The organism is Azospirillum oryzae, from assembly GCF_900177515.1.
GTDB classification, from domain to species: Bacteria; Pseudomonadota; Alphaproteobacteria; order Azospirillales; family Azospirillaceae; genus Azospirillum; species Azospirillum oryzae_A.
In genome coordinates this window covers 43,821-61,558 of sequence record NZ_FXAK01000003.1, presented here as the reverse complement: position 1 = coordinate 61,558, position 17,738 = coordinate 43,821, and the positions used below count along the sequence as shown (strand labels likewise).

Genomic DNA, 17,738 nt, shown 5'->3' with positions numbered 1-17,738 from the left:
GCCGTGGAACTCGATAAGCTGCCCTGCCCACCCTTGAGCTTTCAGGAGCATCAGCAGCATGAAATACCCGAAGAGCACGAGGCCGATGTAGCCCTCGCTCCAAATGAAGCCCTTTGCGTCGCGCCAGCCGCCCGTGCAGCTGCCCGGCACCCACTTCATAAAGGTGCCCAGCAGCCCCATCATCAGGCCCATCAGCGCCGCCGTGATGAGGATCGCGCCGGCCGCTTGTCCCAGCATCTTCGCGCCATTCTTGGTGATGCTGCGTGTCGGCTTGAACGCCAGGAAGCCAATCAGCAGAGGACCGAGCGCCTTCACGATAAAGAGGACGACCAGGACCTCAGTAAGCAGCAGCAGGAATAGAAGCAGCGCGACGAGGTAGGGGAACCCCATGATGACGGCGGCGACGATGGCAGCAAGGCCGAACACGCCGGCATCGCGGATCATCTGCAGACCAAGGTTCACGACGCACAACAGGTTGGCTTCTACCGTACGCAGAACCCCGCTCACGTCCCGCTGAACCCGGCAACACTCGCTTGTGTCATCAACACCTGAGCGCCGTTGAACATGAAGGTTCGAACGGGATCCACGATCCAGTCGTTGAAGAATGCAGTGCTTGAGATCGTCTGCGCGCAGAACGCATAGATCAGAAACTGGAACACGCCCTCGGAGAAGGCTGCATTGCCAGTAGCGATCATTCGCAAGAAATAGAAGCAAAGAGAGACGCCGACGAACACATCAAAGGCATTCTTTACCGATGGCCACAACGCTGTATAGGCGCGCTCCCCGTAGCTAACCTGTGCCGCATCAAACAGCGTAAAGATTTCGCAGGTAAGGCAAGCTGCTGCCATTACCGCACGCCTACCCGATCCTGTCCCATGGTCATGACAATGGGGATCTGTTGCAGGCTTTGAGTCGTCTGTACTTCAAGAAGAGACGCGAGAAGCAGGTTTGTTGTCTGCTGCTGCGTCAGAAGCTCTACCAGAAGCCGGTTCGTGATGTTCACTTGGCTGGCGCCGCTGACCGGACTCTCAGCAAGCACCGCGCTCGCAAGCAGATCGTCCCGCGTACGGCGGTTCGACTGCTGATACAGCTCATGGCCATGCCGCGCTTCACGGCCTCTTCAGCTGCAACCGTCCGCTTGGTTTCAATGTCCTTGGCCACCCCCTCAGACAGCGACCCGTCAGGCGACGCGACTGTGAAATACTCCTTTCCACCATCTGCGCTCCCTCGCAGAGTGTTGGAAGGTTTAGATTGTAATTCTTGGAACTAAGCTGAAGAGGCAGCTTCCGATTTCATTGATAAGTCGCGTCGGATTGCGCGCGTAGTCGATTGCCATGTCGCCAACATGGCCCACGAAGGTCACGTAGCTGTTGATTTCGTTGTAAGTGTCCATAACGGTTGGAGTTCTTCTTTTGCCGTCTTTCCGATGGCAATCAGCTCAGCCCATGTGGTCGCGTCGATCACCGGCATGTCGGCGCGAGCCGTGCCGGCAATCGCAACCATGGCCACGGCACCGGCAACGCCGGCGCGCAGAGCCTTCAGTCCATATTCACGAGTTCTTCCACCCATCGCTCGACCCCGTATTGACGTTGCAGTTGCTGCATGAGCAGCGATTCATCCGGCCCGCCGCGATAGACGCGGAGTGCACCGCCGAGACAGGAAAGGTCCGTGTCCAAGATCACGGTTTCCTGTCCCTTCTTGACCATCACCCAGCGCCGCAGATGCTTTGTCAGACGGCTTTCGCGTCGGATTGCGCGAACTGTCCTTCGGTTAGGTTCAGGTGCTTATAGTCTTCCCAGACGCGCTTTCGTTCGGAAACAGGAAAAATGTCGGGCAACTCTCAATGATCACGTGTCCGATCCCTGTATCGAACACTGATTTTACAGTTTGGAACGCCAAATTTACGGAGCCTCGTGCTTTTCGTTGCTCAAGCAATAGTTTCTTTGCTTCTGCGGCAAAGACGGGATTGCTCAGAAGGCGTGGTGCCTCATCAATGAACACAAGGTGCGGTCTGTTGCCTTCGCGTGCGACTTGGCGGATGCGATGCATGATGTAGCCAACGGCCGCCGCAGTCGCGGCCTCGACCTCAAACAGATCGTCCATTGCGAACCCGAACAGGCGGCGTTCCGTCAGATCCAGCGTATCCCGCTCCGCATTGAACAGCGCGCCGACACCATCTTCTGCCGCCCAGCGTTCCAGTCCTGACCGGAGCCGCCCTTGGTGCGGGAAAACAGTCCATCGACTGCCGCAGTATGCGGCGGGCTGCCGGCACGTCGCGGATCATCCTCAGTGCGGCATTCGCCTCCATATCCGCTTCGGCGCTGTCGTCAGCAGCCAGCATCCGCAGCCACTGATTCAGAAAATCCGCGTCACGTTTGTCTTTGAAGTGCTGCAGCGGATTGAGCCCCGCTTCGCGGCGGCCGAGGTGGATGTAGGACCCTGGAGATACGGCCTCGCAAAAGACACGGCATCCCTGTCCGGAATCAAACAGGTAGGCTGATACCCGTTCGTGACGAAGGGCGCCGCCGGCGAGATGCAGCCACAGTGCCGTCTTACCGGCGCCTGTTCCGCCGACCGTCAGCGAGTGTGCAGCGACTGGCCCCTCCGTTGCGGTGTGCAGCTGCAGCGCGTAGGGGCCTCCGGTTCGCGTCCGGAACAACCGGATTGCCCCCGGCCCCCATCGCAGGACGCCATTCCGGTGGGCTCGGCCTCCCATGTCATCAGCCCAGCCAAGTTTTCAGCGGACAGCCGCCGCGGTCGCGAGAAAAGACGCACCGCAGGAAGCCGGCTACGCCAAAATATTCGATCGCTCCCGCTTCCGTCGCCGCTTCATGACCGCAGCTTTTGACGATGCTGCGTACAACGCCGAGCAGATATTCTAGCTCATCCTCCGTTTCGCCGTAGACGAACACAGTCAGCTGATATTTCAGGAAACTATCTTCATCGGACGCAACCTTTTCAATTGCGGTAGCGAAGTCCTGACCGGCGGCACCAGATTTGTAAAACAGCGCGACTTGCTTGCGATCAAGATCCAGCGCGCCGACAAGCGTGTCCTGTGCAAAGCCGACAGCGTGCGACAGGACTTCGACCCGGCCAGGAATCTGCATGATCGAACGCAGCATCCCCGGCCCGTCTTCAATGCCCCATTCCTTCACCGACACAGCCGCAGCCATGAACTGGCGGCCATCCTCTCGGAACAGCACCCGGCCCGCAGCGCTGTTGAAGCCCACTCTCATGGCCGCCAGCCGTTCACCCAGGTTATCGCTTGCCTGAGCAACCTCACAGGGCCGTCCGTTCAGGACCGACGCCCAGAAGGACAGCAACTCCGACCGTGGCTCATCATTGCACAGCACCCGCGGGCCCACGCGTCCAGGCCCTCGACCACACGACGCGTCGCCTCCACCATCACCTTGGGAGCGTGCGCCCCCGAAACCTGCAGGATAAGATAGTGTTCATTGACGTAGACGCGTGAGAACGACGCGGACCAAAGGTCATGGATATGCTGTAGGATTGGTTCTGCGTAATCCGCCTCGTTTGAAGCTCCGACGCTTTCGCGCCGGCTATAGGCCGTTACATGACACCCCAGCGCCGCGAGATCGCGCCACATGTCGTGACGTTGACGCTCCAGCTGCGCGACGCCCTCGGGCGTCACCGATCCATAGTCGACCCCCGCAAGCCGCAGCACTCGGATCCGCGTACCGTCCTTCGCTACGAGCAGATCGCCAAGTTCGCCCTCGACCCTCACCCCTTCAAAAAGATCCGCAGTCCGCTTCTCAATCGGCGCGCGTGGAAGCCGCTTTGCTGCCGCCAGAGCGCCGACAGCAACCGCCCCCCGACACCCAGGATGCCGGCGCCCTGGATAAGGCTTTCTGTTGCGATCCCTGCAGCCGGCCCAGCCAGTGAAGCCACTGTTGCGACAAGACTCCCAACGCCGGTGACGCCCACGGCGACCCCTGCGCCGACAGCAAGCGACTTTCCCGCCATCAATCAACTCCCGCTGTACCAGTGGCCAGCTTCACCATCGAGTGCCGGCGCCGCTTTGCATTGGCGCCGGGCAATCCCGATGGACATAAGGTCAGGATCGCGCTTCGTAAGCATTACGGCGACGGCCTGACCAATGCCGAAGATAACGAACGCGATGAATCCGTTAAGCGTCATGAAATAGATAAATATCGTGACGCCTAAAGCGACGTAGGTTATTTCGCGGGTTGCGCCCATGAGCCGGGCAGGCCGCGCGACTGACCTTAGGATCATCTTAGTTCGCCGACGCGATCCAGCTTTGGATCGCAGGCACGGTGTTGATCCCGGCACCGCCCGCGCCGGTGAGCATCATCCACTTCCAGTCGGCTTTGTTCATGATCGTCATCGCCAGCTGACCGGCCAGGACAACGCCGATCACCGCATTGATGATCGTGACCATGTTGTTCCGGCCACTGGTCGCCTTCGCGACAATGCCGCTCGTTGGATCCGCCTGCGCGAACGCTTCCATGCCCGGCATCGTCATGACCGCGTAGGCGCACAGCACACTGAGCGCCAGCACCCACACCTTCCCCTCCACATCGGTTTCCGTCACCGGTTTGTGGCTACGCACGTTAAGCATCTCGACGCCTCTTGTTTGACGATTAGTAGGCAGACCATAGCGACTAATCGACAAAATGGCTAGAAGGACGCTAGAGTGTGGTACCGCAAACGAGTTGCATACGCGGTTATGCAGCCACGCGCGCGCGCCAACATCGTTAACCTTTCGTTTACGTGGAAACCGTCACCGATGATCGTCCGCAGGAACTTCAAGATCCCCGGATCGCTGACCGGTCGGACCGCCTACCTGCACACCGGCTTGCGCCATCTGCTTTACACGCAGGATCCGAAGCAACTCCCCCTCGATCCACGGGTGAACTGTTGGCTTCGTCTCCACCAAAGTACGCTCACCGCAATCCGCACCTTCGCGACAGAGCACAAGATGGCTGAACGCGACGTTGTAGCGGCCGCGCTTGTCGAAATCGACAACGTGGCTGTGCTTCTGCCCGATCCAGAGCGTCCATTACCTTTCGGGCGCTCTCGCAATCTTGCTCAAACCGACACTTAAACTTCAGAGGTAGAAATGACTTGCATCGGGTCTTTCAAAGAAACTGGAAATGGGTGGGCCGGAAAGATCACCACCGTCACCTTCAATCGCGCATGCGCGCTGCAGCGAAACGAAGCGAAGAGTGCTGACAGCGAGCAGCCCGACTACCGCGTGATGTGTGGGCCGGCCGAAATTGGCGCCGCCTGGATCAAGAACGACACCGAAGACGGCCGCCGCGTCGTCTCCGTTCGCATCAATGCCCCTGTCGCCGGCAAGTTTAATGCCTTGCTGGTCGAGGATAAACATTCCGCGGACGAAGATGAGGGTGAAACTAAAACTGCGGCCACAGCGCAACTCTACTTCAGAAACTAGCTTCATGGCGCCCCGGCTGAAATCGGGGCGCCAACGATCGCCGGCACGGTCAACCCCGCCGCGACCGAACTTTTCCCCCAACTGTCACCCGGCAGCACCGATCCGTATTATCACCGGAGAACCCCATGTCAGAACAATTCGCCCACGTCATCACCGTACCCAAGGCAGATACGGTAACCGTACCCGCCCAGGTCGCGCCCTTCGCAATCTCCGAACCTATCTCGCCAGCCGCGTTAATCTTGGCTCGTTCGGGATCTTGCAGTTTGACTCGATGCTGGTCCGCGTGGACGCGACCGGCGCTTTGCGTCGACGGATCGCCGCGGCGCTGAACGCTGATCCTGAATTGGCAACCGCCATCCAGCAGGCGGCGTTCAGCCCGACCGACAAGCCATAACCGACAGTCTATCGCCGATCCAGCAGCCCCCTGTCCATTGAGGCTTTCCCATGCTGCAGACCGTCACCGACTTATCACCCGACCAACGCGTTCAAAACATTCTGGTCGCCTACTTCGCCCTGTCTCGCGTCATCAATCCAACGCGGCTCTATGGCACCCCTGCGCAAATCTTCGGGCATCACGGCGCTACAATGTGGTCGCCGGCCGACGTGGAAGCGGTGCTGAATCTGAACGGCATTTTGGCCCATGGCCTGGAAAGCTTTCTCCACCTGACGAACATTGACGCGGAGGGCCTGAATGAACAGCTGCGATGGCTTGTCCAACGGTTAGCGTTTATCGAGATTCCCCGCACCATCTACCTTCATCCCGAATGGAAGAAGTTCTGTTATGAGGTGGACGAGCGATTGATGGGCTTGCCGATGCCGCCGGATCCAGTTTCCACGAGTGCCCCGGTGCCTGTGGTCAGGATCACATCCATTCCTACTGCGACCGAGGCGCCGGCCGCATCGGCGAAGCAAGCGAAGTCCACTGCCCGGATAATCGCCACCGCTGCCAATACCGTCATTGGCAGCGTCCTGCGGATTGCCGCGGCCCTTTACGGCTTCACAGCCTCTTGGGCAAAGTGGTTTGCTATCGGACTGGCGGTTTCCATCTTTTACATGGCGTGGTGGAGTACAGGCCCGGCGGAGTGGTCAGCGCTTGCCACGAAGTGGAACGCCATCAGCCCTGCCGCTCAGCTGGAACTCGTGAGAAAGCTGCTACATGCACCCTTCCCTGTCGCAGCCGTTTTCGCCAGCGTAATGGCAACAGCAGGTGCAATTTTGCGAATCCTTGTCCCGCTAAGCTCCGTCGTAGTGCGTCGTCCTGCCGCCGATCGCGGCGAGGTGCAGCCGTGAGCCGCTTCCAGTTAATCAGCAACGTGCCCGGCACCACCGTACATGTCGGTTGGGATAATCCTCTGCAAACATTCTTCGCACACGTTCAGAAAGCCGGCCGCAGGGCAACGGACGAGCCGCAGACAGTGCTCTGGATCGGCACCGAGCCGAGCGAATGTCTCGACGTTCAGGATCTGCAGGAGCACATCCTACCATGGGCAAAACTTCCGCCCGGCACAGCTGCCGAATTGGAACGCCAACGGGACAAGGCAAGAGGGCCAACCCAACTCCAAGCGCAAATGCTGAATGTTGTGCGACTGTCCCAATACCGCCGCTGAACACATTAGGGGCGGCTGTGGCCGCCCCTAACGCATCAGATCGTCCTTAGCTCTGTGCCCTATTTCTGCATCGTGTACCCATCCGAGCACCGCAGTTCTTGACCGAGCGGCCCCATCGTTACGCCGGTCACGCTGCCGTTGACGCACGCGTAAGCCTGCCAAACCTCTTCCCGTCCGTCAGGAAATCGGACAATGGCACGGTGCAGCGTGTGAGGGTCAGACAGGAGGGTCTGCATGGATTTGCCGTCAGGCTCCGACTCCATGACCATGATCGGCTTGAACGCGGCCCCAGGTTCCGGCTGCGCCGGCACAAATATCGTGGCGCGCACGGCCGGAGCAGCGGCTTGCTGTGCCGACGCATACGAACCAATGCCACCCATCATGGCCGCCGCAAGCAACGGAATAGCGACGAAACGGATACCCATAGAAAGCCTTCCGACATGACCGTTACAAGAGTATGGCTTTATACACCAACCCGCAGGTGTTTTCGCTGTGATTCCGTCATCCCTTGAGGGCCGTATGTTCTTGGCCGCAATCGGCCTGTTGCTGGTCCTTATCGCTCTATCCATCCTAGGTGAACGCACCTTGGCACTATTCGGCGGTGATCGGATCCTTGCTGCCCGCTTTTACAAAATGCTCTATGTCGCACTCGGCGCCGGCATGCTCAGCTGCGTCTTGCCGTCACTGGTGACGGGCTTCGCCACTCAGCTGCGCGCGCTGATCGTGCGCGCTCGAACCTCCGGCGTGTGGACGGACGCCCTGTTATCCGACCGCATGCTAGAGCAAGCGCATACTGTCAGCCTTGTCCTTGCCTTCCTGACTGCCGTCGCTGGCGTCGTCGCGGCAGTGCTGGTGTGGTGCGACGTCATGTGGCCTTCCGAGCCCTGAAGCCGCACCCACGCTCCAATTCAAAAACCCGGAACGACCGCACTCGCTACTTCGTCGCCATCGGCGGCAACGAGTTTCCAGCGTGTGAAGTCCGGGCCAGGATCATTGACGCTCGTTGCCTCAACCACTAGCAACGCCCCGCGCAGCGCGTCACCCTTCGAAAAGCCGGGACCATCTGGCCCCGGTGCGGTAGCAGCTTCGAACAGCTTGCCCGGATCTGTGATGCGCCTTAATTCGTACATGGTTCATCCTTTCAGCGGCGCGGCCTTCAGTGCGCGGATTTTACAACGCGCATGCCCGCATGCGCGAAAAATCGGATCGTCGCCGGCACGCCGGCGAGGTGATCGCCCAGGGCGGCGCCGTCGAGGCCCAGCTGCAGGACCTGGAGGACGCGGCGGCCGACCGGCCGGGCCGCTACTGGCCAGCCTGATCCGGATCGTCGCCGGCACGCCGGCGAGGTGATCGCCCAGGGCGGCGCCGTCGAGGCCCAGCTGCAGGACCTGGAGGACGCGGCGGCCGACCGGCCGGGCCGCTACTGGCCAGCCTGATCCGGATCGTCGCCGGCACGCTACGCGCTTGCGCCAATCTCAAGCGCGTTTACGGATAACATCAGCCACTTCTTTTGCAATTTCTTCAACAGTGTGTGTGGCGGTGCTGCGAGCTAATTTATCTGCCAACGACGGACTGTAATCAATCACCTGCTTCTTCGTAATATTATGCCAGACTGGAAGTATTATCTGTTCTCCTGTAGTTGATCTGGTTACCAAGCCGTCAAGCTCATAATTTGTCCAGCCTTTGGACAGAAAGCTCGGTGATAGCACAATCAAGCCGAACTTGCTCTTAGCAAGACCTTTGTCAATCTTGCGCCGAAGGCTATCGCCGATCTTGAGCTCTATCTCGTCGTACCATACTTTCAACTTTGCATCAGTTAATGCTTTGACCAAAGGTCTGACAACCTCTTCTTTGTCCTCGCTGGCATGGGAAATGAAAATATCGAACTCTCGGTCCTCATCATCTTCACCTCCCCATTCCGGTGGGCTATTTGACCCACGCACCAACGAAGGAATCGAAGACAATGGAGCCTCTTTAAGCTCTGGTAGAGGAGCAGGAAGAATCCTTGCAGAAGATCGAACCGAGCCAACCAACCCCTGCATATCAACCGCTACATGCCAAGTTCCAGAATGCGGTATCTGCAACCGAACTGGTGAAGATCGTGCTAGACCACCGTGGAAACTATGCTGGCGTCCATTGCGATAGTTCTGGAAATTCGAGCTATCCAAGAGCCGTACGTTGGCAGCGCTCCCCGATAAAGTAATTTCGACGATTTCTCCGGCCCGCCGATTACCTAACGAATGGTGAATAAACTGCATCTCTATAATCTCCTTTTCGCGGTAATCTGAATTTACGCTTCAACGCCGAAGCCGTCCATTTCTCCTACATGCTCACCCCAGCCGGCCTCTTGAGCGCGTCGCATCAGCCGCTGTGCTACTTCGATCGACGGGAGCCGGGCCTGTCCCCGTGCTGGCTGATAGTGCCCATTGGGGCGTTTCCAGATGAAGCGATATCCCCGGTGGTGCGTCCGGTTGGCATATTCGTATCGGCACCATTCAAAACAGAGCGTCCAATCGCCATGCAACACCTCGGAAACGCTTTCGAGCACGACAACGCGATTTGCGGCCATATCACAGACTCCTCTACAGTCACATGCCATACACATGAGCGCTTATCATATGCACATGTGCATGGCATGTGCAATGCGAGACTGGAAGCGATACGGCTGGACGGCAAACCTACCCGTATGACTCCTCCACACCCATTACAGATCGGGATAATGCAGCAGGCTTTGGAGGCGCCTAGGACCGGATGAGGACCTTAGTCCTGCGTCTCTGGATCGCTCGGAGCACCCTTGTTCGGATGCGAAGCGGTCGGTATGCTCAAACCAAATGTTCCTTTGGATTTGATATGACCCCGCCCCCCCGCCGCTACGTCGCCTACTACCGCGTCTCGACGGCCAAGCAGGGAGCCGACGGCTTGGGCATGGAGGCGCAGCAACGCGCGGTCGCTACCTACATCACCGGCCGTGGTGAGATGGTCGACGCCTACACCGAGGTGGAGAGCGGCAAGCGCAAGGATCGCCCCGAATTGGCCCAGGCCCTGGCCGCATGCCGCAAGCGCGGTGCCGTGCTGGTGGTGGCCAAGCTTGATCGGCTGGCCCGGAACGTCGCGTTCATCTCCAGCTTGATGGAGGCCGGGGTCGATTTCGTCGCCGTCGATTTCCCCGAGGCCAACCGGCTGACCCTGCACATCCTTGCGGCCGTTGCCGAGCACGAGCGCGAGGCCATCGCTCAGCGCACCCGCGCGGCCCTTGCCGCGGCCAAGGCACGGGGCAAACAGCTTGGCAACCCGGCGCTGGGGCATGACGGCGGCGCCCTCGCCCGCCAGGGCGGCGCTGTCCGGCGAGAGCGCGCCGACGCCCGCGCAGCAGAATTGATGCAGCAGGTGGATCGGATTCGCGCCGCCGGCCGCACGACCTATGCCGGGATCGCCAATGCCCTCAACGATCTCGGCATACCGACGCCGCGCGGCAAGCGGTGGCATGCAGCGACGGCCCGGCGCTTGATTATCCGTATGACGCCGTAAGGCGTGTCAGAAGTCCCGTCATGCCTTGCTTGACACAAGGCAGCGGGACCGTTTAATTTACAAAAAGTAGGTGTGATTAAAGCGCTGCGGAGTCAAAAAATGCTCTACATCTCATGTGATTTTAGCAAATGTTCCGACCAGCGTTTGTATTCAGTGTATCATGACGATTTGCCTGCAGCGATTCGTCGCCATAATGCAAACCGTCTGCGATCTGCGCGGAAAAACTCTGCTGAGAGCGAAAGGTTGCTGGAGGAATGGGCGATTGAAATGCGAAATGCAGCTGGTGAGGAAATCAAACGCCGACGCGCATTCCAGCGTTCTCTGCACTTGGGACGCGGCACGCTCTACCTTGTTAGGTGATATATCTCCATTCGCTGTCACAGAATATTTTAGTAATGGAGCGCATTCATACCATCTCATATATGCCTTATTTTGTTATAATGCTAGTCAGCGCTTATATCTGTACTTAGCGCAGGCGGGTCTGGATATTACTGGCGTTGTGGCTTTACGCAATCAGGTTTTGGTGTAGAGGCGCTACATTTCGTGTAGCCCCCCCCGCCAATTATTGCAGCCGTCCTCTTGAGTAAGCGCCCAGTCTCGGTTATGACAGAAGGGCGCAGGCGGAGGCAGCATACCTCTGCACTCCGCGCTGCGTTTCTCAACCGGAGACGCAAATGTTCACAGTACCGACACAGCTCATCCCTAAGCTTGTCGACCTGGCGATCCTCCTTGTCCGTCTAGCTTTGCGCTGGATGAACTAAGGGCCTTCGGACCGCAAACCCGAACCACGGTGTAACCAGCACCGTGGTTCGGTCTTTCTGCACATTACGCAACATGTGCGCCGTTGACAAGATGTTGGTCAATTTCGCCATCAACGGCCTCGAACACGTAGTTCGGTAGTAGCGGCTTCGTGCACCAAGTTCGCCATCAACGGCCTCGAACACGTAGTTCGGTAGTAGCGGCTTCGTGCACCAAGTTCGCCATCAACGGCCTCGAACACGTAGTTCGGTAGTAGCGGCTTCGTACACCAAGTTCGCCGTCAACGGCCTCGAACACGTAGTTCGGTCGTAACGGCCTCGTACACCAAGTTCGCCGTCAGCAGCCTTGCACGCTAAGTTCCGTGCTAACAGCCCCGAACTCGTAATTCGACTGTATGATCTTGTGCACCATGTCGCGTCTCTGCGACCTCGTGCACGACGATTGCGTTGGATACCCGTGCGTGACATCGGGACCGTTCGCATCCGGGCACCCGCCTCTGCCGCTTCCAGATCACGGACCGACTGTTTTCGTAACTACCCGGCATCCGACGCAAAAAGTAGCTTTCGCATCGTCTCGACAGGCAGCGACACGACAACCATCCCGCTTTGATCGCATGGGACTAAGGTTGCGCTCACGCATGAAGGCGCTGTATTATGCCGTAGTGCCGCTAAGACGGTATGATTTTTTCGTATCAGAAAATCATCGGTGCATAATGACGCGCAAGAACCGTGATTTTGGCGCTCTCGCTGAAGGGCTGGCCAATCTGAGAAGTCCGGCGCAGCCGCCGGAATCCGCAACACTTCCGACGCAGGTTACACCACCGCCGGCAGAACCAGCCCCGCCCGCTCCTACCGCGCCAGCCTCGACGCCAGCCCCCAAGCCTGCGCCCCGTGGCCGCGGTCGACCGCCGGAGGACACCGAGCCACTGCAGCTGCGGATCCCCCGAACGCTCATGCGCCAGCTGGTGCGCGAGGCGGCCGACGCGTCCATTCAAGCCGGCAAGAACATCACTCCGCAGCAGATCATTCTTCGCATTCTGGAAGCGCGTTATAATACGGAGGACCAGGACCGTGGCTAAACTGATCGCCACCGCCGGCAACAAGGGCGGCACCGGGAAAAGCACGCTGGCGCACCTGATCGGCCATGGTTGCGGCAGTCTGCCCCATCCCATTGATGCCGTGGTCATCACTACGGACGAAGAGGACGAACCCATTAGCGGTCAACGCCGCTATCTTCCTCTCGACGGCCGAGATCTCAGCTTGCTGGCCCCCATGCTGCAAAAGCTGGACGAGCAGGAACGTTTGCTCATCATCCTGGACGGCGCAGCTGCCCGGCCGGAACTCGACAAGCTGGTGCAGTCCGTCGCTGACTTGGTGGTACTGCCCTACGGCGCCTCGATCCAAGAGGCGCAACGCGTGCTGAAGGATCTGGAACGTCTGCCTGGAGCCGTCGCACTTCCGAACCGGTGGCCAACGCACCCCGACGTTAACAAGCGGGCTAAGCGCTTCCTCGACATGGTGCCGGCTGACCGCCGTTTGCCGCCAATCTCAGCCTTGAGCCGAGTGGACGAACTCCTCGACGCCACGGCCTACAGCCGAGTGGCGACGCCGCTATCGCGTCGCGCCCAACAGCTGGTGATAGAGGTTCTTCACCGAATGAAGGTGCATCCGTTGGATATGGCCGCCAAGAATTGATGATTTTATACAGTCATCAAATCTCAATGGCTTGGCAGTTCAATGTGATACAGGTATGCGACCTTGGGTTTTTGCGTTGTCGCATTTGTTATATCGTTTTCCGGATCTGCTGCGCCGCCGGCCGGGTAGGGCAGGGGGCACAGCAGGTTCCGTGCCGTTTCAAGGGGTTGCGGCGCTTGCCTGCACCTTGCTCCGCACTTCCGCAACCTTCGCCGCCAGCCCTTCAGCCGTCAGTGCCATAGGCACCACCTCCGCACCGATGGCGAAGGTTGGCGTGCTTTGGATCCCAAGCGAAGCCGCTTCAGCACGAGTTTCCGCCAAGGCCCTGTTCACTTCCGGGCTTTCCATGTCGCGCTTCAGCCGCTCGCCATCGAGGCCGAGTGTCGCAACCATTTCCTCAATCATCGCCGGCTTCAGATCGACCCCGTGCCCGGTCTTCATTTCCATCAGCGCCTGGTGCACGTCCAGGTAACGCCCTTGTTCGCGAGCCGCCAGTGCGACACGCGCCGCCAGAACGGACGATGGTCCCAAGATCGGCATCTCCTTAAACACCACCCGCACTTTCGGATCTTTCGCCAGCAGTTCCCGCACCCCAGGCTCGCTTTGCTGGCAGTAGGGGCACCCATAATCCAACCATTCGACCACAGTAACGTCCGCCTCGACCGGGCCGACGCTGATCCCGCTTTCGACCACCTTCGGCAACATCTCCGCGAGCTTTCGGTTGCGCTCAGCCGCAACCTGCTGTCGCTGCTGTTCCTGCGCGCGTTGCATGGCGGCCGCCACTAAACCCGGCTGTTCGGTCAGGAGCCGGCGCACTGCGGCGTCCAGATCACCGGCACCGACTGTCGCCGCTCGCCCTTGGCCAGCTGGCGGCACCGGCGCCGGCGCGACCGCTTGGGCTTGGGCTTGCTCAGGCGCGACCGCAGCCGACCGCGGCAGGCTCGACGCAGTGAACGGTGCACCGAGCGTCCCATCTACGCACTGCCGGTACACCGGGCCGCCGTTCATGTCGACGGCACCCATCTGCAGAAGCACCGTTCCGTCCGGAATGCCGAGCCCGTCGACCGTACAGATCTCGCCAGCCCAAGAGAGCGCCGACGCCGTGAGGACCGCAGAGGCACAGAGCATCGCGCCGATTTTCTTCGTTCTCATTGAAGTATCTTTCTCTATTCGGTTCATTGGCAGCTGCCATCACATTGAATGCGCCCTCTGCCGATGTAGTCATTGCAGCAAATTCTCTGCGTTCCTTCGTCGCAGTATGCAATGGAGCCAGTGCCATCGCCTTGGCCGCACGAAGTCGGCGTCGCGTACCAGTTGGCGCAACTGTTTCCACCCGTGCTATCGCACCAACCTTTATTGCACTGCTGCCCCTGATTTCCGGCGCAGCACCCTTGGGTGTTGCACGACTGGCTCGTAGTCCAAGAGCCGCCGCAGCCATCCTCCCAGTAGACTGTCTGACTTCCACCGCCGCAACTTGCCGAGCAGCCGCCATAGCCGGTGACGCGAGGATTGGGCGTGCAGCAGGATTGCGTGTTGCACGATTGCGTGTTCGTGGTCGACCCGCCGCCGCAATAGCTGGGATCGACGGCCGTACTACCGGCGACACCTGTCTCCGACCGCAGGCAGGTCCGGGTTTGCGACTGTGTGCCGCCGCCGCAGCTGGCCGAGCAGCCGGACCAGCCTGACCAGCCCGACCAGGAGTAGGTGTAGCAGGCTGCCACCGTCGCCACGGCCGCGGAATTGCTGTAGGCCGACGTCCATTCTGCCGCCGACCCCAGCGGCACCATCATGGCCAGAGAGCGCGTGTTGGTAAGCCGCTTGCAGACCCCGTAGGCCGTGACATCGAGTGTCGCCCCGGCCGGAATGCACCGCATGCTGCCGGGCACGCTTGGACAGCTTTGCGCAGCTGCAGGCGCCGACCATCCCATGATGCCGGCCACCAGCGGGATCGCCAGCCCCACCGCCAGCATCACACCAAACCATCCCCGCCGGCGCAGCCCCCAACCCAGCGCACCCAGCAGGCACGCCCCCATCGCAGCCGCGAGGCACGCCAGTCTCAGCGTTACCGCATCCTGCCGCGCCCGCAATTCGTGTAGCGCCTGGACGAGTACTGCGGTCAGGTTTCCATAGGCCACGCTCCGCAGCCCGTCCGGACCCACACGCACGACCTCCGGCAAAACTTTCTCGACGGCTTCCGCGTTGAAGCCGATTTCGCCTTCAGCGGTGGACAGGCGCACATACCTCAACCCTTCCAACCGCTCGACCAGTCTCAGCGCTTCATCCGCCGGAATCGCCCGCATGTCCGCCTTCAGCCGCGGGTCGGACGAGTAGAGATAGCCCGCCGCCGATATGACTTGGTTCGTTGAAGCACCGCGGGCCGTCACAGTCTGCAGCGTGTCAGCCTCGACCAAGCCAATTCCGCCGCCGCCGCCGGCAACCAGCGTCGATGGCGCGTAGCCTGAACCATTCCACTGCAGCACCTGACCCGTGGTCGCGCCGTTCGCCTGGACCGGAACGCCGTCGATCATGTCCGCGTCGAGGCCCGATCCCGCGCCATCGTTCGCCGTCGTCCACACGGTCGCGCCGTTGACGGTCAGGCTACTGAAGTTGCCGAACCCCGCCGTGGTCGCTCCGATGCTGACGCCGTTCAATGTGCCGCCGGTCACCTGGACGGCGCCGGCGACCTGCCACGCCAAGGAGTCCGCCGGCGCACCCTGCAGGATGGACCACCACGCACCGGCCGCCGTAGAGGCAGAGGTGCCGCCGTCACCAATGGCCAGCGGTTGCCCGAGCGTCAGCTTGCCGACCGCAGCCTCTCCGCTCACTGCCAACGACTGAGACTCAACGGCTCCATTCACACGGAATGTCGATCCCAGCCCATCCGTGCCGTATTCCACCGTCTCCGGCGCCGTTGCCACCAGCGGCCCAGCCAGCTGCATGGATTCCGCCACCGATACGCGCCTAACTGAGTCATCGCCGCTGGCGTTGCCGCCGAGTGCCGCCGCGCAGGATGTTTCCAGCAGTCCATTTTCGCCGGCCATAATCAGCGCGAAAAGCGGTGCGGCGTTGAGTTCGGTCGGAACGGACGTTCCAGGAATGAGCCCAGCCAATTCCGGTTGCGTGCCCCGCACTCCGTTGTCGACCGCGCACACAACCAGCGGCGCCCCCCATACATCCAGCTTCGGCGCGCCGCTGGAGGCCGCGATGTACCAGCCGCCGGCCGGCAGGGCCGGTTCGCCCGCCACCGCAGCCCGCAACAGCGTCACCTCCGGCACCGCATCGCCATCGAGATTTGTGGCTTCAGCCGCCAGCTGCTGAGCGGCCGACGCCATAATCTGCCGGTTCTCCGCGTCCAACTGAGCGCTCACCATCCCGCCCAGCATCACGACAACAACGGTTGCGGATACGGACACCATCAGCCCAAGCAAAGCGAGGCCGCCCAGGATCACCGCAATTAGCATCGGGATTCTTCCTTAAAGGTCGCACGCACTGCCGGCGGGAATGGAGGCCGTGCGCAGCGTCAGCAGCACAGCGAGCCCGCCGTTTCGCGAAACCCAGCTCTGGCCAGCCCCCAGGCGCCGCACCGCCCCCTGGACCGCTGAATCCGTCTCGCTTGTGCGCTCGACCGGCAGCGTCATCAGGCAAACCGCCGCGCCGTCGCGCCGGTAAACCCAGCCACCGAACCCGGCCGGCGCCGCCGGCAGCGGTTGCCCGCCGGAAATCACCGCGCGTCCGTCCTGACACGTCAGACCGGACACGTTGCCGACGCCGCCGGCCGGCGCGGGCCAACCGCGCGGCTGGCCATCCGGCGAGGTGACGTCCTTCGCGACCCGAAGAGTGCAAGCCGCCATCGCGGTCTGATAAAGCCGGGCTTGAGTTTCCAATTCCGTCTGCGCCCGCGTCGCCGAAAAGGCGCCCAGCACGTCACCGCTGTCACCGGCAATGACGCCGATCGCCAAGCCGAGCATCACGAGCGCGCCGAACGCCACCGCAACCAGCGCCCCCATGTCAGCGCTTGGCCAAGCTGACGAACGCCACATAGGCGCCGTCCGTCGTTTGCACGCACCCCGTCGTGCGGGCGCGCAGCCCAGCCGGCGCCGTCGTCATAACCGTAGGGGTGGCGTCAGTCCCCGTGAAGGCGGACAGCGCCAACCCGCTGCTCGGCACCTGATCGGGATCTTCCTCGCTGTCGTTGTGCAGCTGCGCATTGATCGACAGGCACACCCCGGTCTTGATATTCGGGGCGAACATCGCGATTTCGGGCGTCGTCGTGCCCAACTCCAACGGCACCGCGCCCGCACCGCCCCTGAAGGCGATGTTGTTGCGGTAGTAGAACACGCTTGTCCGAGGGTCCGCCGCCGCCGACGCCGCACTTGGAAACGCTGGCGGGCTGGCCATCGTGCCGAATTTGGGGTGGAACAACTGCCGTGTGGACATGACGTCCGATTCATCGGTGATAAGGTCCACCGGCGTCCCGTTGAGGCCAGTTTCACTGCCGTTGAAAAGCACTTGGCTGATCGCCACGCCACGCGACTGCATGGTCGTGAAACCCTGCTGCGTCGAAGACATGATGCCCACGGTGGAGTAGGCTGCCGCACGGTTGGTCTGAGTGGCCGTATCGCCAAGCGGATTATCGGACGACGGCATGAACATATAGGCCAGATAGCCGACGAGCGTCATCGCGCCTAGAATCAAAGCGATAATAGTACCCAT

At 60.7% G+C, this 17,738-nt stretch carries 27 protein-coding genes; 11 read left to right on the top strand and 16 right to left on the bottom strand.

Going from position 1 to position 17,738, the window contains the following annotated elements; all coding sequences use genetic code 11:
- The 8 genes from B9N97_RS07215 to B9N97_RS07185 all read right to left on the bottom strand — a co-directional run.
- A partial coding sequence (locus tag B9N97_RS07215) for a type IV secretion system protein (RefSeq protein WP_208621172.1) occupies positions 1-507 on the bottom strand: 507 nt, incomplete at its 3' end.
- Positions 504-848, bottom strand: a complete 345-nt coding sequence (locus B9N97_RS07210) for a hypothetical protein (RefSeq protein ID WP_085084874.1) — start codon at positions 846-848, stop codon at positions 504-506. The genes B9N97_RS07210 and B9N97_RS07215, both read right to left, overlap by 4 nt.
- A gap of 511 nt (positions 849-1,359) precedes the next feature.
- Positions 1,360-1,503 (bottom strand): hypothetical protein, encoded by a 144-nt coding sequence (locus B9N97_RS35530; protein ID WP_167393228.1) that lies wholly within the window; start codon positions 1,501-1,503, stop codon positions 1,360-1,362.
- 35 nt (positions 1,504-1,538) lie between these two features.
- On the bottom strand, positions 1,539-1,676 hold the full coding sequence (locus B9N97_RS35525; RefSeq protein WP_167393227.1) for a hypothetical protein: 138 nt from the start codon (positions 1,674-1,676) through the stop codon (positions 1,539-1,541).
- A 100-nt stretch (positions 1,677-1,776) separates the two neighbouring features.
- Positions 1,777-2,103 (bottom strand): hypothetical protein, encoded by a 327-nt coding sequence (locus B9N97_RS34775; RefSeq protein WP_143266482.1) that lies wholly within the window; start codon positions 2,101-2,103, stop codon positions 1,777-1,779.
- Between the two features lie 617 nt (positions 2,104-2,720).
- Positions 2,721-3,323: a hypothetical protein gene (locus B9N97_RS07195; RefSeq protein WP_167393226.1), complete on the bottom strand. Its 603-nt coding sequence runs from the start codon at positions 3,321-3,323 to the stop codon at positions 2,721-2,723.
- A 664-nt stretch (positions 3,324-3,987) separates the two neighbouring features.
- Positions 3,988-4,218, bottom strand: coding sequence for a VirB3 family type IV secretion system protein (locus B9N97_RS36970; RefSeq protein WP_167393225.1), 231 nt, complete (start codon positions 4,216-4,218; stop codon positions 3,988-3,990).
- Positions 4,219-4,255: 37 nt separating this feature from the next.
- On the bottom strand, positions 4,256-4,600 hold the full coding sequence (locus B9N97_RS07185; protein ID WP_143266479.1) for a hypothetical protein: 345 nt from the start codon (positions 4,598-4,600) through the stop codon (positions 4,256-4,258).
- A 168-nt stretch (positions 4,601-4,768) separates the two neighbouring features.
- Here B9N97_RS07185 and B9N97_RS07180 point away from each other — a divergent pair, with 168 nt between their 5' ends.
- From B9N97_RS07180 to B9N97_RS34770, 5 genes are all read left to right on the top strand, one after another.
- On the top strand, positions 4,769-5,086 hold the full coding sequence (locus B9N97_RS07180) for a hypothetical protein (RefSeq protein ID WP_085084861.1): 318 nt from the start codon (positions 4,769-4,771) through the stop codon (positions 5,084-5,086).
- Between the two features lie 15 nt (positions 5,087-5,101).
- Positions 5,102-5,437, top strand: a complete 336-nt coding sequence (locus B9N97_RS07175) for a DUF736 domain-containing protein (RefSeq protein ID WP_085084859.1) — start codon at positions 5,102-5,104, stop codon at positions 5,435-5,437.
- Positions 5,438-5,708: 271 nt separating this feature from the next.
- Positions 5,709-5,831: a hypothetical protein gene (locus B9N97_RS36670; RefSeq protein ID WP_280174743.1), complete on the top strand. Its 123-nt coding sequence runs from the start codon at positions 5,709-5,711 to the stop codon at positions 5,829-5,831.
- 50 nt (positions 5,832-5,881) lie between these two features.
- Complete coding sequence (locus B9N97_RS07170) at positions 5,882-6,727, top strand: hypothetical protein (RefSeq protein ID WP_085084857.1); 846 nt, start codon at positions 5,882-5,884, stop codon at positions 6,725-6,727.
- Positions 6,724-7,044: a hypothetical protein gene (locus tag B9N97_RS34770; RefSeq protein ID WP_143266478.1), complete on the top strand. Its 321-nt coding sequence runs from the start codon at positions 6,724-6,726 to the stop codon at positions 7,042-7,044. Before B9N97_RS07170 ends, B9N97_RS34770 begins: the two co-directional genes overlap by 4 nt.
- Before the next feature lie 59 nt (positions 7,045-7,103).
- Here the strand turns inward: B9N97_RS34770 and B9N97_RS07165 are convergent, their stop codons facing one another.
- Positions 7,104-7,469: a hypothetical protein gene (locus tag B9N97_RS07165; protein WP_085084855.1), complete on the bottom strand. Its 366-nt coding sequence runs from the start codon at positions 7,467-7,469 to the stop codon at positions 7,104-7,106.
- A gap of 94 nt (positions 7,470-7,563) precedes the next feature.
- On the opposite strand from B9N97_RS07165, the gene B9N97_RS07160 reads away from it, so the two are divergent.
- Positions 7,564-7,932, top strand: coding sequence for a hypothetical protein (locus B9N97_RS07160; RefSeq protein ID WP_085084853.1), 369 nt, complete (start codon positions 7,564-7,566; stop codon positions 7,930-7,932).
- Positions 7,933-7,952: 20 nt separating this feature from the next.
- Here the strand turns inward: B9N97_RS07160 and B9N97_RS34765 are convergent, their stop codons facing one another.
- On the bottom strand, positions 7,953-8,174 hold the full coding sequence (locus tag B9N97_RS34765) for a hypothetical protein (protein WP_143266476.1): 222 nt from the start codon (positions 8,172-8,174) through the stop codon (positions 7,953-7,955).
- Positions 8,175-8,233: 59 nt separating this feature from the next.
- On the opposite strand from B9N97_RS34765, the gene B9N97_RS36665 reads away from it, so the two are divergent.
- Complete coding sequence (locus tag B9N97_RS36665; RefSeq protein ID WP_280174742.1) at positions 8,234-8,362, top strand: hypothetical protein; 129 nt, start codon at positions 8,234-8,236, stop codon at positions 8,360-8,362.
- Between the two features lie 157 nt (positions 8,363-8,519).
- Here the strand turns inward: B9N97_RS36665 and B9N97_RS07155 are convergent, their stop codons facing one another.
- Together B9N97_RS07155 and B9N97_RS07150 are read right to left on the bottom strand one after the other, a co-directional pair.
- Positions 8,520-9,302, bottom strand: coding sequence for a DUF1883 domain-containing protein (locus B9N97_RS07155; protein WP_085084851.1), 783 nt, complete (start codon positions 9,300-9,302; stop codon positions 8,520-8,522).
- 32 nt (positions 9,303-9,334) lie between these two features.
- Positions 9,335-9,613, bottom strand: coding sequence for a hypothetical protein (locus tag B9N97_RS07150; protein ID WP_143266475.1), 279 nt, complete (start codon positions 9,611-9,613; stop codon positions 9,335-9,337).
- Positions 9,614-9,894: 281 nt separating this feature from the next.
- Here B9N97_RS07150 and B9N97_RS07145 point away from each other — a divergent pair, with 281 nt between their 5' ends.
- From B9N97_RS07145 to B9N97_RS07140, 4 genes are all read left to right on the top strand, one after another.
- Positions 9,895-10,572, top strand: coding sequence for a recombinase family protein (locus B9N97_RS07145; protein WP_085084849.1), 678 nt, complete (start codon positions 9,895-9,897; stop codon positions 10,570-10,572).
- A 99-nt stretch (positions 10,573-10,671) separates the two neighbouring features.
- Positions 10,672-10,932, top strand: coding sequence for a hypothetical protein (locus B9N97_RS34760; RefSeq protein ID WP_143266473.1), 261 nt, complete (start codon positions 10,672-10,674; stop codon positions 10,930-10,932).
- 1,351 nt (positions 10,933-12,283) lie between these two features.
- A complete protein-coding gene (locus B9N97_RS36660) occupies positions 12,284-12,409 on the top strand; it encodes a hypothetical protein (RefSeq protein WP_280174741.1) in 126 nt (41 codons plus the stop codon).
- Positions 12,402-13,025, top strand: a complete 624-nt coding sequence (locus B9N97_RS07140) for a P-loop NTPase family protein (protein ID WP_085084847.1) — start codon at positions 12,402-12,404, stop codon at positions 13,023-13,025. Before B9N97_RS36660 ends, B9N97_RS07140 begins: the two co-directional genes overlap by 8 nt.
- Before the next feature lie 159 nt (positions 13,026-13,184).
- Here B9N97_RS07140 and B9N97_RS07135 read toward each other — a convergent pair whose 3' ends face one another.
- From B9N97_RS07135 to B9N97_RS07120, 4 genes are read right to left on the bottom strand one after another with little or no spacing between them, the layout of a single operon-like run.
- On the bottom strand, positions 13,185-14,177 hold the full coding sequence (locus B9N97_RS07135; RefSeq protein WP_167393224.1) for a DsbA family protein: 993 nt from the start codon (positions 14,175-14,177) through the stop codon (positions 13,185-13,187).
- A 23-nt stretch (positions 14,178-14,200) separates the two neighbouring features.
- Positions 14,201-16,486 (bottom strand): tail fiber domain-containing protein, encoded by a 2,286-nt coding sequence (locus B9N97_RS07130; protein ID WP_085084843.1) that lies wholly within the window; start codon positions 16,484-16,486, stop codon positions 14,201-14,203.
- A 12-nt stretch (positions 16,487-16,498) separates the two neighbouring features.
- Positions 16,499-17,032, bottom strand: a complete 534-nt coding sequence (locus tag B9N97_RS07125; RefSeq protein ID WP_085084841.1) for a hypothetical protein — start codon at positions 17,030-17,032, stop codon at positions 16,499-16,501.
- A gap of 1 nt (position 17,033) precedes the next feature.
- Positions 17,034-17,738, bottom strand: coding sequence for a hypothetical protein (locus B9N97_RS07120; RefSeq protein WP_085084839.1), 705 nt, complete (start codon positions 17,736-17,738; stop codon positions 17,034-17,036).